Below are 15,818 nucleotides of genomic sequence, written 5' to 3' on the forward strand. Positions count from 1 at the left end.
ATGCAAAGAAAAGTCATACAATACGCGCATTCTAGTGGAGTGCAGATTCTATGAAATCCCCCAAAGTCGGTTTTGTTTCTTTAGGTTGTCCTAAGGCATTGGTAGATTCCGAACGAATTTTAACTCAGTTAAAAACTGAAGGTTATGATGTCGCGTCTGATTATGAAGGTGCAGACTTAGTTGTTGTCAATACATGTGGTTTTATTGAATCTGCAGTACAAGAGTCCTTAGACGCAATTGGCGAAGCCATGAATGCCAACGGTCGAGTCATTGTGACAGGTTGTTTGGGTAAAGATGAAGATAAAATTCGTCAAATGCATCCGAATGTATTAAAAGTTACTGGTGCAGCGGCTTATCAGGACGTGATGGAAGCAGTGCATCAATATGTTCCTGAGCCCCCAAAGCATAATCCATTTATTGATTTGGTACCTGAGCAAGGTATTCGTTTGACGCCTAAACATTATGCCTATCTTAAAATTTCAGAAGGCTGTAACCATCGCTGTACTTTCTGCATCATCCCAAGTATGCGTGGCGATTTGGTTTCGCGTCCCGTGGGTTCGGTATTAGAAGAAGCAGCGGCACTGAAACGTGCAGGTGTAAAAGAAGTACTGGTAATTTCTCAAGACACTTCTGCTTACGGTGTAGATACCAAATACAAATTGGACTTTTGGAACGGTCAACCTGTTAAAACCAAATTTTACGATATGTGTGAAGCTTTAGGTCAATTGGGTATTTGGGTGCGCTTGCACTATGTCTATCCATATCCACATGTGGATGCTGTAATTGATTTAATGGCGCAAGGCAAAATTCTGCCTTATTTGGATATTCCATTCCAACACGCTAGCCCGAAAGTATTAAAGTTGATGAAGCGACCTGCGCACAGCGAAAACACCTTAGAGCGTTTAAAACTCTGGCGTGAAAAATGCCCTGAGTTGGTGATTCGTTCAACCTTTGTGGTGGGCTTCCCTGGCGAAACAGAAGAAGATTTCCAAATTTTGCTTGATTGGCTAAAAGAAGCGCAATTAGACCGCGTGGGTTGCTTTACTTATTCACCTGTTGAAGGTGCGGCAGCAAACGACTTGCCTGATCATGTGCCAGAAGAAATTAAGCAAGAACGCTATGAGCGTTTTATGCAGGTTCAACAAGAAATATCGGCAGCCAAACTGCAAAAACGTATTGGTCAAACTATGACCGTGTTGGTGGATGATTTGGAAGACGAATTTCCAGTCGCAGTGGCACGCTCTTATGCAGACGCGCCAGAAATTGATGGCAACGTCTTTGTAGAAGATATTGACAAGAGCGTGATTAAAGCAGGTGATTTACTTGAGGTTGAAATCACCGATGCCGATGAATACGACTTATTTGCCAAGCTGATTCAGGTCAAATCTGCATAATGCTTTGCAGATTTGGTTTGCAAGCTGTAAGCCATACAAATTGTAAAAAATTAAAGTTTAGAATTTAGAATTGGAGTAATGACAATGTTAGATTCAAAAAAGCCACGTTATGCACGTATCTTGTTGAAACTATCGGGTGAAGCGCTTGCAGGCAATAAAGACATGGGGATTGATGCGCAAGTGCTCGATCAAATGTCTTTGGCTATTGCACACTTGGTTGGTCTAGGTGTGGAAGTTGGTATTGTTGTGGGCGGTGGTAACTTGTACCGTGGCAGCCAATTACAAAAAGATGGCTTAGTTGGTCGTGTAACTGGTGACCAAATGGGTATGTTGGCAACCGTGATGAATGGTTTGGCCATGCGTGATGCTTTGGTGCGCCGTAACATCAAAACCCGTTTAATGTCTGCATTACCGATTGGTACAGTGGTTGAGTCTTACTCAAGCCGAGATGCAATTCGTCATCTGACTCAAGGTGAAGTATGCGTATTTGTTGCAGGCACGGGTAATCCATTCTTTACTACAGATACCGCAGCATGTTTACGTGGTATCGAAATTGAAGCCAACTTAATCTTAAAAGCAACTAAGGTAGATGGCGTATATAATAAAGATCCAAGTAAATACGAAGATGCGGTGAAATATGACACGCTTACATTTGACCAAGTTTTAGATGAGAAATTAGGTGTGATGGATTTAACTGCAATCTGCTTATGCCGCGACCACAATGTGCCGCTACAAGTATTTGATATGAATAAAGCAGGTGCGTTGCTTTCTGTGGTTATGGGTGAAAAAGAAGGGACTCACGTTACGAACTAATGTACGTGAGCCTGAAAGCTCTTTATACTACAGACTAATTTAACCCTATATTTTGACTCAAATTTTAGAATACAGTAAGGAAGATCTTATGATTAACGATCTTAAAAAAGACAGCGAAGAACGTATGAGCAAGACTTTAGAGTCTTTAGAACATGGTTTTGCCAAAGTGCGTACAGGTCGTGCACATCCATCTATTTTAAATGGTGTGATGGTTTCTTACTACGGTTCCGATGTGCCATTAAACCAAGTTGCTAACATTGGTGTAGAAGATTCACGTACCTTATTGGTTCAGCCATTTGAGCGTTCAATGGTGTCTGCAATTGATAAAGCCATTCGTGAGTCAGATTTGGGTTTAAACCCAATTACAGCAGATGCAATTCGTGTACCGCTTGCTGCATTGACGGAAGAAACTCGTCGTGACATGCAAAAAGTGGCGCGTTCTGAGGCTGAAAATGCCAAAGTCGCGATTCGTAACATTCGTCGTGATGTATTGGGCGACATTAAAGCATTATTGAAAGAAAAAGAAATTTCTGAAGATGATGAACGTCGCGCAGCAGATGACATCCAAAAAATCACAGATAAATACGTTGCAGAAGTAGATAAGCGTCTTGCTGCAAAAGAAGCTGAGTTGATGAAGGTCTAATCAATGACCACATCTGAAGACTGTTTGTCTTTGCCAAAACATGTTGCCATCATTATGGATGGCAACAATCGTTTTGCAAAAAAAAATCAAATGCAAAAAGGGGAAGGACATCGCTCTGGCAAAGATGTGCTTGACCCGATTGTTGAACACTGTAGAAAAAAACATATTCAAGCTTTAACCGTTTTTGCTTTTTCGAGTGAAAACTGGAACCGTCCACAGTTTGAAGTGGATTTACTCATGCAATTGCTGGAAACCACAATTCATGAGCAACTTCCACGCATGGAAAAATTCAATATTGCCTTACGTTTTATTGGTGACCGTTCACGTTTGTCACCGCATTTGCGCGAGTTAATGTTGCATGCTGAACAAAGGACTGCTAATTTCAATTGCATGACACTCACAATTGCCATTAGTTATGGTGGGATGTGGGATATGGCACAAGCTGCGAAACAAATTGCAGCAGATGTTGTGGCAAATAAAATCGAAATTGAACAGATAGATACACATTTGTTTGGTCAATATGTCAGTCTGGCAGACTTACCACCTGTAGATCTTCTGATTCGTACAGGCGGCGATTTTAGATTGTCTAACTTTTTACTTTGGCAAGCTGCGTATGCTGAATTGTATTTTACCCAAACCTTGTGGCCTGAATTTAGTATAGAAGAATTTGACGATGCACTAGCAGTATTTGGTGGTCGTGAACGCCGTTTTGGTAAAACTTCTGAGCAAATTCAACAAGAGAAAATTGAGAATTAATACATGTTAGAGCGGATTATTACCGCATTAGTATTGGTTGCTGTAGTATTGAGTTGCATGTTTGCAACTCAGTCTCATTATCCAATGTTTATGCTGATGATTGTTGCAGCAGGGGTTGCGGGCTATGAGTGGTTTAAACTCATGCCAAGAAAAACTAAATACGTCCTTAAGCCTGTGGCTTGGGGTTTTGGTGTATTGACTGCCGCTTTGGCAGCAACGGCGCTTTATTTTCGTGATATTGCCTTATTACTTTGGGCAGCCTCTATTTTGACATGGTTACTCAGCATTTATTGGGTCAAGTCTTACCCAGAATACGATGCATGGTATAACCCAAGCTTAAGCTTTATTGGTTTTATTTTAATTTCTGCTGCGGTAACTGCAATTTTTTCCGTATGGAACAGTTCACCATGGTGGTTAATGTACTTGTTCTTGTTGGTTTGGGGGGCAGACTCGGGTGCTTATTTTGTTGGACGCAAACTAGGCAAGAAAAAACTAGCACCAAATGTCAGTCCAAACAAGTCAGTAGAAGGCTTATATGGCGGTGTGTTTACAGCCATGCTGATTGTGATTGTTGTCGAAGTGGCGTATTTAGACCTGACTTTGGCACAACATATTTTATTCCTGATTCTTTCGGTAATCACGGTATTTAGCTCAGTATTGGGTGATTTATTTGAATCCATGATCAAGCGCCGTGCAGGTATTAAAGACTCTGGGCGAGTCTTACCGGGTCATGGTGGTGTGCTCGATCGGATTGATTCTTTGCTTGCAGCAGCTCCAATTTTTGCTGCGGGTATGTATGTTTTAAAACTTATTGGCGTAGATTTATAAATGTCACAAGCTGTTTGTATCTTGGGTGTGACAGGTTCAATTGGACAAAGCACCCTAAAAGTACTGCAACAACATCCTGAGCAGTATTCAGTTTTTGCCGTGACGGCACATAGCCGAATTCAAGAACTGGTTCAAATATGCAAACAGTATCATCCTAAAATTGTGGTTGTACCTGCGGCAAAAGTTGATGAATTGCAGCTATTACTTGCACAGCAACACATTTCAGGGATTGAAATTTTAAGCGATGAAGCGGGTCTAATCGCAGTTGCTGAACATCCTGAAGTGGATGTGGTGATGGCAGCTATTGTTGGTGCTGCAGGCTTATTGCCTACACTGGCTGCGGTTAAAGCGGGTAAGCGTGTGTTATTGGCCAATAAAGAAGCCTTGGTGATGTCGGGTGACATCATGATGCAGGCGGCACGTGAACATGGTGCTTTGATATTGCCTGTAGATTCTGAACATAACGCGATTTTTCAATGTTTGCCTGAACATTATTTACAAACCGAAAGAAATGGACAGCCTCGGTTAGGCGTATCACAAATTTTACTGACTGCTTCTGGCGGTCCATTTTTAAACCACAGCCTAGAAGAGTTACAACACGTTACTCCTGCACAAGCCTGCAAACATCCAAATTGGTCTATGGGACAAAAAATATCGGTAGATTCTGCGACCTTAATGAATAAAGGTTTGGAATTAATCGAAGCGTGTCATCTTTTTGCAATTTCAGAACACTTTGTTACAGTTGTGGTTCATCCACAGAGTATTATTCATTCCATGGTTCAATATGTGGATGGTTCAACTTTGGCGCAAATGGGTAATCCTGATATGTGTACGCCAATTGCGCATGCTTTGGCATGGCCGCAGCGTATCCAAACGCATGTTCCGCCTTTAGATTTGTTTGTCAATCATCAGCTTGATTTTCAAGCACCCGATACCACCCTTTTTCCTGCGTTAAGTTTGGCACGTCAAGCCATGCAAGAAGGTGGTTTGGCAGCTACTATATTAAATGCAGCAAACGAAATTGCAGTTGCAGCATTCTTGCAGCAAAAAATTCGTTTCACCGATATTGCGACAGTGGTTGAGCACACCTTGAACCAAATACAAAATTCCGCTGCAGAAAGTATTGAACTGATTTTGCAGGCAGACCAAAATGCCCGTACTGTTGCACAGCATTTTGTATTGAATAAAGGAAGCTAAAGCATGAGTGCCTTATTTATTGTGGTTGCAGCGATTCTTTTGCTAGGACCTTTAATTGCAATTCATGAGTTTGGGCACTACTTTGTTGCACGTAAATTAGGTGTCAAAGTTTTGGTGTATTCCATAGGCTTTGGACCAACCATTTTAAAATGGACGTCAAAAAAATCGGGGATTCAATATCAGCTTTCGGCACTGCCTTTGGGTGGCTATGTCAAAATGCTGGATGAACGCGAAGGAAATGTTGCAGAAGAAGACTTACCTTATGCCTTTAATCGTCAGCCTCCGTGGAAACGTATTGCGATTGTGGCAGCAGGGCCGTTAATTAACCTGATTTTTGCCATTTTGTTGTTCTGGATATTATTTCTACCCGCTCAAGAACAGTTGAATACCCGAGTGGGTAAGGTGCTGGCAGATACACCTGCGGCGGCAGCGCAAATGCAAGTAGGTGATAAGATTACCGCCATTGACGGTACCCCTGTGACAACATGGGAAAAGCTGAACTTTGCCTTGGTGGATCGTGTAGGTGAAACAGACAAAATTCAGGTACAGGCTGAACGTGCAGGTGAAATCAAAACATTTAGCTTACCCATTCAAAATTTCTTAAATGATCAATCTCAATCGCCTTTAGATGTCTTGGGTTTTACACCGTATCGTCCACAAATTCCTGCAATTGTCAGCAAGTTAAGTGAAGATGGTGCGGCCATTCGTCAAGGCATGCAAATAGGTGATCAAATTATCGCGATTGATGGCGTAAAAATGAATGACTGGTACGATGTGGTACAAGTGGTTCAGGCATCGCCAGAAAAATTACTGAAAGTAGATGTACTGCGTAATAATCAAGTGGTGCAACTGCAAGTAATGCCACAAGGTAAACGCGATAACATGGGTAATGTTTCGGGTGTATTGGGTGTGCAAAGTGATCCTGGAAAAATTGTCATTCCAGAAGATTATAAGCAAACCATTCAATATAGCCCGAGTGAAGCTTTATTTATGGCGGTAGATAAAACAGGTCAGCTGTCTAGCATGATTTTGAACTCTATTGTCAAAATGGTACGCGGTTTAATTGGTTTAGATAACTTATCTGGCCCAATTACGATTGCTAAAGTTGCAGGACAAAGTGCAGAAATGGGGTGGCAAACTTTTATTTCCTTTATGGCACTTATGAGCGTAAGCTTAGGAATTCTAAATTTATTGCCAATTCCAATGTTGGATGGCGGGCATTTAGTTTATTATTTTATCGAGCTGATTCGTGGAAAACCTGTTTCTGAACAAATACAATTAGTTGGTTTAAAAATTGGTATGGTACTGCTTGGAAGTATGATGTTCCTTGCATTATTTAATGACATTATGCGTTTATAACAACGTAGATACGAAATAAATTTAACACTGGAAAAGACTGGCATGCAGCACACACATTTATTTATGCCCTTGGCACTGGTTAGTGCAATGGCAGCAACACAACAAGTATATGCAGCAGATGAATTTATTGCGCGAGATATAAAAATAGATGGACTTGTTCGTTTAACGCCAGCCAATGTCTATGGAATGATTCCAGTCAATAGTGGTGATCGCGTCAATGAAGCAGTGTTGGCCAATGCGATTCGCTCACTCTATGCCACAGGTTTGTTTGATGACATTCAAGCCAGTCGCGAAGCCGATACTTTAGTCTTTAAAGTGGTTGAACGCCCAATCATTTCTAAGGTCGAATTTAAAGGCAATAAACTGATTCCAAAAGAAGCATTAGAAGACGGTTTAAAGAAAATGGGAGTGGCTGAAGGTGAAGTACTGAAAAAGTCAGCACTACAAACTTTAGAATCTGAGCTTGAACAGCAGTATATGCAGCAAGGTCGTTATGATGCAGATGTACGCGTCATTACCACAGCTCGCCCAAATAACCGTGTAGATTTAACCGTAGAATTTGTTGAAGGCAAAGCCGCTAAAGTGGTGGATATCAACATTATTGGCAATACGGTATTTAAAGAAAGCGACATTAAGCAAGCGTTTGCAGTTAAAGAAAGTAGCTGGAGTTCGATTGTTACCCGTAATGACCGCTATGCACGCGAAAAAATGGCAGCAAGCTTGGAAGCATTGCGTGCGTTATACCTTAACAAAGGTTATATCAACTTCAATATCACCAACTCTAGCTTGAATTTGAGTGAAGACAAAAAGCATATCTTTGTTGAAGTTTCTGTAGATGAAGGCGAGCAATTCAAGTTTGGCGAAAGCAAGTTCTTGGGCGATGCTTTATACAAACCTGAAGAACTGAGCGCACTGCAAATTTATAAAGATGGTGAAACCTATTCACAAGAAAAAGTGAATGCGGTGAAACAATTGTTGCTGCGTAAATATGGCAATGCAGGCTATTACTATGCCGAAGTTAATATTGTGCCGCAAATTGACAAAGAAACTAAACTGGTCGATTTAAACTACTACATTAACCCGGGTCAGCAAGTTACGGTACGTCGTATTAACTTCGCAGGTAATAGTAAAACTGCCGATGAAGTGCTCCGTCGTGAAATGCGTCAAATGGAAGGCGCATTGGCAAGCAATGAAAAAATTGACTTATCTAAAGTTCGTTTAGAGCGTACAGGTTTCTTTAAAACCGTTGATGTTAAGGCTGTGCGTATTCCAAACGTGCCAGACCAAATTGACTTAAATGTAAATGTGGAAGAACAACACTCAGGTACCAGTACTTTAGCGGTAGGTTTCTCGCAAAGCGGTGGTGTGACGTTCCAAGCTGGTTTAAGCCAAACCAACTTCTTGGGTACAGGTAACGCAGTTTCAATTGATTTATCACGTTCTGAAACGCAGGATTACTATAACCTGAGTGTGACCGACCCATACTTCACGATTGATGGTGTACGTCGCGGCTATAATATGTACTACCGTAAAACCAAACTAGATGATGACTATAACGTAAACAACTATGTGACAGATAGTTTTGGTGGTGGCATTAACTTCGGTTACCCAATTGATGAAAACCAAAGCATTAGTGCAGGTTTAAACATTGATCAGACCGAAGTAACCACAGGTCCTTATGTTTCGACTTATGTTCGGGACTATTTGTTGGCTAATGGAGGATCTCATACCAGCATAAGTCAATACTGCACTAATGGTACATGGAAATTCAATGAAGCTACTAAATCAAATGAGTGTGTGGATGAACTAGGTAACGTTTTACCAACTACTTCGTACCAAGATAAGTTTAAAGGGGACTTTTTAACTTATAACCTAAATTTAGGCTGGTCATACAACACCTTAAACCGTCCGATTTTCCCAACCAATGGTATGTCGCATCGTGTGAATGCTGAAATTGCCTTACCAGGCAGTGATGTAGAATTCCAAAAAGTCACTTATGATGCCCAAGCCTACTTTCCATTAGGTAAAGATTTTGTCTTGCGTGGTTATGGTAAGCTAGGCTTTGGTAATGATTTACCGTTCTATAAAAACTTCTATGCAGGTGGTTATGGCTCGGTACGAGGTTATGATAATAGTACTTTGGGACCTAAATATCCTGGAGTTGAGTTCCAAGAGCGCATGAACATTGATCCTTTACGCAATAAGCAAGACCCTTCTTTTGAGGAGGTTGGTGGCAATGGTTTAGTACAGTTTGGTACAGAGCTGGCTTTACCTGTGCCATTTAAAGGGGATTGGACACGTCAAGTACGACCTGTAATTTTTGCAGAAGGTGCACAAGTTTTTGATACCCAGTGTGATGTTCCAAATGGTAATTTAACTATTAATGGTGTGGATATCGATGCTAAAAAGTACTGTAAAGACAATTACGGCTTTGACTTCGGTGAAATGCGCTATAGCGTGGGTGTAGGCTTTACTTGGATTACCATGATTGGTCCATTGTCACTTAGCTATGCATATCCGTTGAATGATAAACAAGGCGATGAAACTAAAAATATCCAATTCGAAATTGGTCGTACTTTCTAAGTACGACCCGTGTTGGATCGTTTAAACACAGGATGTAGCATATGAAAAAAACAATATTGAGTTTGGCATTGTTTGGTTTATCTACACTGGCTACAGTGACACATGCTGCAGGCTATGGCGTAGTAAGTTTAGAGCGTGTTGTAGAAAGTAGCAGTTATCTCAAACAGCAAAATCTGGCTTTGCAGCAGTCGGTCAAACCACAAACCACTAAGCTTGAGCAACTGACAAAAGAGTTAGAAACCTTGCAGCAACGCGCGCAGCAAGCTTCGAATTTATCAGACGCTGAAAAGCAAAAAATGAATACCCAATTCCAAGCTAAGCTAAAAGAATTTAATGGTTTGCAACAAGTGGTACAAACCCGTGTTCAGTCAGAATTGCACAAAATTAATGATGGTTTTGAAACTCGTTTAAAGCAAGTTGCTGAACAATTGCGTAAAGAAAATGGTTTAGATGTGGTTTTGAATAAAAACTCAGCACTTGCCTATGACCCGAAGTATGATTTAACTGATAAAATGATCCAAAAGGTCAACGCAATTAAATAATCAATGAGTTCTCAATATTATCGCTTAGAAGAAATTGCTGGTTTCGTTCAAGGTCAATGTATTGGACAAGCCGATTTACGTTTGCAAGGTTTGGCAAGCCTTGAGTCTGCTCAAGCGCATCAACTTGCATTCGTGAATGGCGATAAATATTTAGCGCAAGCACGTAGCTCCCAAGCGGGGGCTTTAATTGTCACCGCTTCACTACAAGCCGAGTTGGACAATCATCACCACAACTTTATTGTGGTTGATAATCCGTATCTGGCTTTTGCAATTCTAACTCATGTATTTGAGCGTAAACATACGCAACGTGGTATAGAGAGTACAGCCCAAATCCATCCTTCAGCCATCATTGCCGAGAGTGCTTATATTGGTCATTACGTCGTAATTGGTGAAAATTGCGTGGTGGGTGACAATACGATTGTGCAATCGCACTGTAAAATTGATGACTTTGTCGAAATTGGTCAACAGTGTTTTATTGATTCACACGTGACATTAACAGGGGAAGCCAAACTTGGGGATCGCGTGCGTATACATGCCAATACTGTAATTGGTAGTGAAGGCTTTGGCTTTGCACCTTATCAAGGCAAATGGCACCGTATTGCGCAATTGGGTTCGGTGATTATTGGTAATGATGTTCGTATTGGCTCGAATTGCAGCGTAGATCGTGGTGCACTAAATGATACCATTTTGGAAGATGGTGTCATTATTGATAACCTTGTGCAAATCGCGCATAACGTCAAATTAGGGGCTCATACGGCCATAGCCGCAAAAACAGCCGTGGCTGGAAGTGTGACAATTGGCAAAAACTGTATCATTGGTGGTGGAAGTGCAATTTCAGGGCACTTAAATATTACCGATAATGTGACTTTGACAGGAATGTCAATGGTCACAAATAATATTTCTGAATCAGGAAAATATTCGTCTGGTATTGGCTTGTTTGAAAATCAAAAGTGGAAACGTACTGTTGTGCGGCTAAGACAATTAGCAGATGTGCCATTGACCCAATTGGTGAAAAGACTTGATGATATGCAATCTCAAATTGAGTCCCTTGAATCAACTTTTAAATTGCGTAAATAATTATGATGACTGAGTCGAATTCTAGCACCTTCACTAAACCTGAATTGCCAATGCACATTCAAACCATTCGTGAATATTTACCCCATCGTTATCCGTTTTTATTGGTTGACCGCATTGTAGAAGTCACTGATAACGGTATCGTGGGCTATAAAAACGTATCAATCAATGAAGAATTCTTGCAAGGACACTTCCCGAATTATCCGATCATGCCGGGTGTTTTAATCGTTGAAGCGATGGCACAAGTGTCGGGCATTCTAGGTTTTATCATGAATAATGAGAAACCTTGCGCAGGGTCTTTGTTCCTTTTTGCAGGCGCAGAAAAAGTTAGATTTAAAAAACAAGTCGTTGCAGGCGATCAACTTGTATTAAAATCTGAATTAGTTATGCAAAAACGAGGCATTTACAAATATAATTGTATCGCCACCGTTGATGGCGTCGTCGCAGCAACCGCGGAAATTATGGTTTCGCATCAGAAAACAGAGTAAGCATGAGCAATAACCCACTCATTCACCCAACCGCTATTATTGACTCATCTGCAGTAATCGCTTCAGATGTCACGATTGGTCCATATTGTATTATTGGACCAAATGTAACGATTGGTGAGGGTACAAAACTTCATTCGCATGTTGTGATTGGTGGTTACACCCGTATTGGTCAGCACAATGAAATTTTCCAGTTCGCTAGCGTAGGTGAGGTCTGTCAGGACTTGAAATATGCAGGTGAGGAAACTTGGCTAGAAATTGGTGATCACAATAAAATTCGTGAACACTGTAGTTTGCATCGTGGTACGGTGCAAGACAATAGCCTGACCAAAATTGGTAGTCACAACTTACTTATGGTCAATACGCATATTGCGCATGACTGTAGGGTGGGCGATCACAATATTTTTGCCAATAATGTGGGTGTGGCAGGTCACGTACAGGTTGGTGATTATGTGGTGGTTGGTGGAAACTCAGGGATTCACCAATTCTGTAAAATTAACTCTTATAGCATGATTGGTGGTGCATCGCTTATTCTTAAAGATGTGCCTGCGTATGTTATGGTTTCTGGCAATCCAGCTCATGCATTTGCAATGAATGTGGAAGGAATGCGTCGCAAAGGCTGGTCGAAGGATGTGATTCAAGGTCTTCGTGAAGCCTTTAAACTTATTTACAAATCTGGATTAACCACTGAGCAAGCCATTGAGCAAATTCGCAGTGATATTTTGCCAAATGTGGCAGAAGCGCAGCGTTTAATTGATTCTTTAGAACAATCTGAACGTGGTATTGTGCGTTAAGGTTTGTGTTTCTAGCATCAGAATATTAAAAGACATCCTCGGATGTCTTTTTTATTGGCTTATTTAAAGAATCTTGCTTCTTCAGATTTTGGGTATTGGCTCAAAATTTTACTTTTGTATTGCGTTGCCAAAGTGGGTTTGCGATCTACATCTTGCGCAATGCTATATAAGCGATACAAAGCGCTTGATGCTTTTGCAGATTGGGGATACTTCATTGCAACAATTTCAAAATTCTTTTTGGCCTCGCTGTAATTGGTTGGTTCAATCGCTAAATTAAACTCAGCTAACCAAAAATACGCATTGCTGATATACACACTGTTTGGATGGTTTTTAATAAAATTTTGCATGGGTGCAATGGCTTTTTTTGCACCACCTTGTTTATAGGCATCCAATGCAACAGTATAGGCTGCTTTGTCTAGTTCAATATTAGTATTTAAACCTTGAGCTGTTGGGCTAACATATGTTGTATTTTGCGCAGATTTCGGGGTATTAGTATTTAATTGGTTATTGCTGGCGCTGGGTGCAGTATCCTTTTGGTTATCCTCCTCAGCGGTAGGAGCAGATTCAGGGTCTATTTTTTGTTGGAGCAGTTCTAAACGTTGATCTAAATCGGTATAGCGATTTTGCAATTCATGTTTGAGCTGCGCAATTTCATTGTCTTGTTCTTCAATTTTGCCACGTAACTGACGGATGTCATTTTCGAGTTGCTGGTTTTTTTGCATCAATTGCCAATTGATATTGGTCGGTACATTAGCTGTTGCCATATTACTCGTTGCAATTGCAGGGCTATTGGCATAGCCAGCACTGCTTTGACTGAGGTTGTGGTTTTCAATTGGAATATTGGCAAATATAGGCGTTGAGCACAGTAGGGCAAGAGCACAAAGTGCATGCTTTTTTAGCATAATTGAATATCCATCTTAATCTTGTGTAGCTGAGACTTTGTAAAGGGTGTTGGACTCAACCTATTGATTTAGTCATTTCCACATTTAAAACGTCCGCGCGTGGAATTGCAATAAGCTTTTACAAACTTATCATCAATCTTAGCGGAATGTGGGTAAATCTAGGATTTATATCTCAAAATAATTTTATGATGGTTTAGTTACACTAAGCTTTAAGTGGCTTTATTCTATAAGTGTCTTCAATTGTTTTTAAAATAATCAATTGGATAGCTTTATAAAAGGAAATACAGCACAACGCTTGCAAGTTTTTTAAAAATCTCTATACTCTGTTTTTGCAATGGTAACCCTGCTGGTTACTTCGCAATTGTACTCTACGAACCCCGTCAGGACCGGAAGGTAGCAGCGGTAGTGGAACTATGATGTGCCGAAGGCTTGCTGGTAGGGTTGCCACCAATTTTAAAATAATAATTCTACCTATTTCGATTTTGTATTCACATTTTAAAAATCCTGCTCTTTTCCACGAATTGCTTTCATAATTGCATCCATATCAAAGCCTCTGTATTGTAAAAAACGAATTTGTTTAGCTTTAACTTTTGGCTCGTTTGCGACTTCTGTACCGAATTTTTTCACTTTCAGTTGATAGGCTTGTTCTGTCCAATCAGTTTCTTTAAGTTCTTCTGAAATTAAACTGCTATCCACTTTTTTGTTTTTAAGTGCCATTTTAATACGATTTGGCCCTTTACCTTGCCGCTTTTGGCTAGCCAGTAACATTTCTGCCAGACGTTGATCACTCTGATAGTTTTCACGTGCCAGTTCATTGACTAACTCAATCACTTCATCACGGTTTTCTGCATATAAAGCCAGTTTTTCAATTAAATCTTTTTTAGAATATTCTTTACGAGTTAAGACAGCAAAGGCGTAGCTGCGTAGACGAGAACCCGTGAGTCCTGGGCGTTTGCTTTGCTGTGCATCTGGGTCTTCATTGTGTTCTTGATCTTCAATAGTTTCTGTATGGGAAGGATATTGTTTATTGGCGTTAGACGTAGAATTTGAGGAAAAATGCAGGGCAGACGTTGTTTCTGAATATGCCTGCTCAGTTTGGTTGCATGATTGCTCATCTTCACCAAATTGTTGTTTTAGCTTAATATAATTAATTAGTTTGGGAAATTTGTCTTCAGACATAGTGGTGCTTCCATATACAATAAAACGCTCCGTAGAGCGTTTTATTTGATTCGGTTTGTTATGTTCATCCTAGCGTATGCTTAAGCATCAAGTAAGTCGAATTCTTCTTCGTCTTTATCTTCTACAGGCGCAGCTTGACCTGTCGTGAGCAGTTGTTCACGAATAATTGCTTCGATGCCTTTAGCAAGCTCTGGATGTTCTTCAAGGTGGCGAATGGTGTTGTTTTTACCTTGACCAATTTTATCGCCTTGATAAGAATACCAAGCACCTGCTTTTTGCACGATATTTTGTTGAACAGCTAAATCGACCAGCTCACCTAAATGGTTAACACCTTTACCGTATAGAATCTGGAACAATGCTTCTTTAAATGGAGGTGCCATTTTGTTTTTCACAACTTTGACTTTGGTTTCAGAACCAATAATCTCGTCGCCTTCTTTCACCTGACCAACACGGCGAATATCTAAACGAACAGAAGCATAGAACTTCAATGCGTTACCACCTGTTGTAGTTTCTGGGCTACCAAACATTACACCAATTTTCATACGAATTTGGTTAATGAAGATCACCATACAGTTTGAGCGTTTGGCATTACCCGTGATTTTACGCAATGCTTGACTCATTAAGCGCGCTTGTAAACCCATGTGTGAGTCGCCCATTTCGCCTTCAATTTCGGCACGAGGGGTTAAGGCAGCGACGGAGTCGACCACAATCATGTCAATTGCACCAGAGCGAACTAACATGTCGGCAATTTCAAGGGCTTGTTCACCGTTGTCTGGTTGCGATACCAAAAGATTGTCAATATCTACACCAAGTTTACGTGCATATTGAGGATCAAGCGCGTGTTCGGCATCAATAAAGGCACAAGTTCCACCAGCTTTTTGACATTCTGCAATGGCTTGCAAGGTCATGGTCGTTTTACCTGATGATTCTGGGCCGTAAATTTCAATGATACGACCTTTAGGTAAGCCACCAATACCCAATGCAATATCTAGGGTCAATGAGCCTGTAGATACGGCTTCTACCGCTTGCACAGTGTTGTCACCAAGACGCATGACTGTGTTCTTACCAAATTGTTTTTCAATTTGGCTAAGCGCCGCATTTAACGCCTTGCTTTTATTCTCATCCATCTTACAACCTCAATACGATGTCACGAAACAATATACTCAAGTGGATGCATTTACTTCAATCTTTTCCACATGCAATATAGTGACAGAATTTGTCCTGTAGTTCTATTTATATCACGGGCTGTGCGACAGCCTGTGACGCTCT

15 protein-coding genes and 1 other RNA gene are annotated in these 15,818 nt (G+C 40.7%); 13 read left to right on the forward strand and 3 right to left on the reverse strand.

The features are described from left to right. Positions 1–50 precede the first annotated feature (50 nt). The 12 genes from rimO to lpxA all read left to right on the forward strand — a co-directional run bounded on the left by rimO (position 51) and on the right by lpxA (position 12,468). A complete protein-coding gene (gene rimO / locus B2W49_RS02080) occupies positions 51–1,394 on the forward strand; it encodes a 30S ribosomal protein S12 methylthiotransferase RimO (RefSeq protein ID WP_291334122.1) in 1,344 nt (447 codons plus the stop codon). 84 nt (positions 1,395–1,478) lie between these two features. Then, the gene (gene pyrH, locus B2W49_RS02085; protein WP_019836498.1) at positions 1,479–2,207 is read left to right on the forward strand and encodes a UMP kinase; all 729 of its coding nucleotides are present in this window, start codon (positions 1,479–1,481) and stop codon (positions 2,205–2,207) included. An 88-nt stretch (positions 2,208–2,295) separates the two neighbouring features. Further along, complete coding sequence (frr, locus tag B2W49_RS02090) at positions 2,296–2,850, forward strand: ribosome recycling factor (protein WP_004976711.1); 555 nt, start codon at positions 2,296–2,298, stop codon at positions 2,848–2,850. 3 nt (positions 2,851–2,853) lie between these two features. Beyond that, positions 2,854–3,606, forward strand: a complete 753-nt coding sequence (uppS, locus tag B2W49_RS02095) for a polyprenyl diphosphate synthase (RefSeq protein WP_291334128.1) — start codon at positions 2,854–2,856, stop codon at positions 3,604–3,606. A gap of 3 nt (positions 3,607–3,609) precedes the next feature. After that, a complete protein-coding gene (locus B2W49_RS02100; protein ID WP_291334130.1) occupies positions 3,610–4,434 on the forward strand; it encodes a phosphatidate cytidylyltransferase in 825 nt (274 codons plus the stop codon). Beyond that, on the forward strand, positions 4,435–5,631 hold the full coding sequence (gene ispC / locus B2W49_RS02105) for a 1-deoxy-D-xylulose-5-phosphate reductoisomerase (protein ID WP_291334132.1): 1,197 nt from the start codon (positions 4,435–4,437) through the stop codon (positions 5,629–5,631). Positions 5,632–5,634: 3 nt separating this feature from the next. Then, a complete protein-coding gene (gene rseP, locus B2W49_RS02110) occupies positions 5,635–6,990 on the forward strand; it encodes an RIP metalloprotease RseP (protein ID WP_291334133.1) in 1,356 nt (451 codons plus the stop codon). Between the two features lie 186 nt (positions 6,991–7,176). After that, the gene (gene bamA / locus B2W49_RS02115) at positions 7,177–9,573 is read left to right on the forward strand and encodes an outer membrane protein assembly factor BamA (RefSeq protein WP_414630571.1); all 2,397 of its coding nucleotides are present in this window, start codon (positions 7,177–7,179) and stop codon (positions 9,571–9,573) included. A gap of 41 nt (positions 9,574–9,614) precedes the next feature. Next, the gene (locus B2W49_RS02120) at positions 9,615–10,115 is read left to right on the forward strand and encodes an OmpH family outer membrane protein (RefSeq protein WP_291334138.1); all 501 of its coding nucleotides are present in this window, start codon (positions 9,615–9,617) and stop codon (positions 10,113–10,115) included. 3 nt (positions 10,116–10,118) lie between these two features. Continuing rightward, the gene (lpxD, locus tag B2W49_RS02125) at positions 10,119–11,192 is read left to right on the forward strand and encodes a UDP-3-O-(3-hydroxymyristoyl)glucosamine N-acyltransferase (RefSeq protein ID WP_291334140.1); all 1,074 of its coding nucleotides are present in this window, start codon (positions 10,119–10,121) and stop codon (positions 11,190–11,192) included. Positions 11,193–11,194: 2 nt separating this feature from the next. Continuing rightward, positions 11,195–11,677, forward strand: coding sequence for a 3-hydroxyacyl-ACP dehydratase FabZ (fabZ, locus tag B2W49_RS02130; protein ID WP_414630569.1), 483 nt, complete (start codon positions 11,195–11,197; stop codon positions 11,675–11,677). 2 nt (positions 11,678–11,679) lie between these two features. Further along, complete coding sequence (gene lpxA, locus B2W49_RS02135; protein ID WP_291334144.1) at positions 11,680–12,468, forward strand: acyl-ACP--UDP-N-acetylglucosamine O-acyltransferase; 789 nt, start codon at positions 11,680–11,682, stop codon at positions 12,466–12,468. Between the two features lie 59 nt (positions 12,469–12,527). On the opposite strand, the gene B2W49_RS02140 is transcribed toward lpxA, so the two are convergent. Further along, positions 12,528–13,373, reverse strand: coding sequence for a YbgF trimerization domain-containing protein (locus B2W49_RS02140; protein ID WP_291334199.1), 846 nt, complete (start codon positions 13,371–13,373; stop codon positions 12,528–12,530). Between the two features lie 341 nt (positions 13,374–13,714). Between B2W49_RS02140 and ffs the strand changes: the two genes are divergently transcribed. Then, positions 13,715–13,811: signal recognition particle sRNA small type (gene ffs, locus B2W49_RS02145), an RNA gene on the forward strand. Between the two features lie 54 nt (positions 13,812–13,865). Here the strand turns inward: ffs and B2W49_RS02150 are convergent. Both B2W49_RS02150 and recA read right to left on the reverse strand, forming a co-directional pair. Then, positions 13,866–14,549 carry a regulatory protein RecX gene (locus B2W49_RS02150; RefSeq protein ID WP_291334146.1) on the reverse strand — a complete coding sequence of 228 codons (684 nt, stop codon included), beginning with the start codon at positions 14,547–14,549 and terminating at the stop codon, positions 13,866–13,868. A gap of 80 nt (positions 14,550–14,629) precedes the next feature. Next, entirely contained in the window at positions 14,630–15,676 is a 1,047-nt protein-coding gene (recA, locus tag B2W49_RS02155; protein WP_291334148.1) for a recombinase RecA, read from the reverse strand. Between the last annotated feature and the right edge of the window lie 142 nt (positions 15,677–15,818).

Origin of the sequence: Acinetobacter sp. UBA801 (assembly GCA_002296655.1) — a bacterium.
Classification (GTDB): Bacteria; Pseudomonadota; Gammaproteobacteria; order Pseudomonadales; family Moraxellaceae; genus Acinetobacter.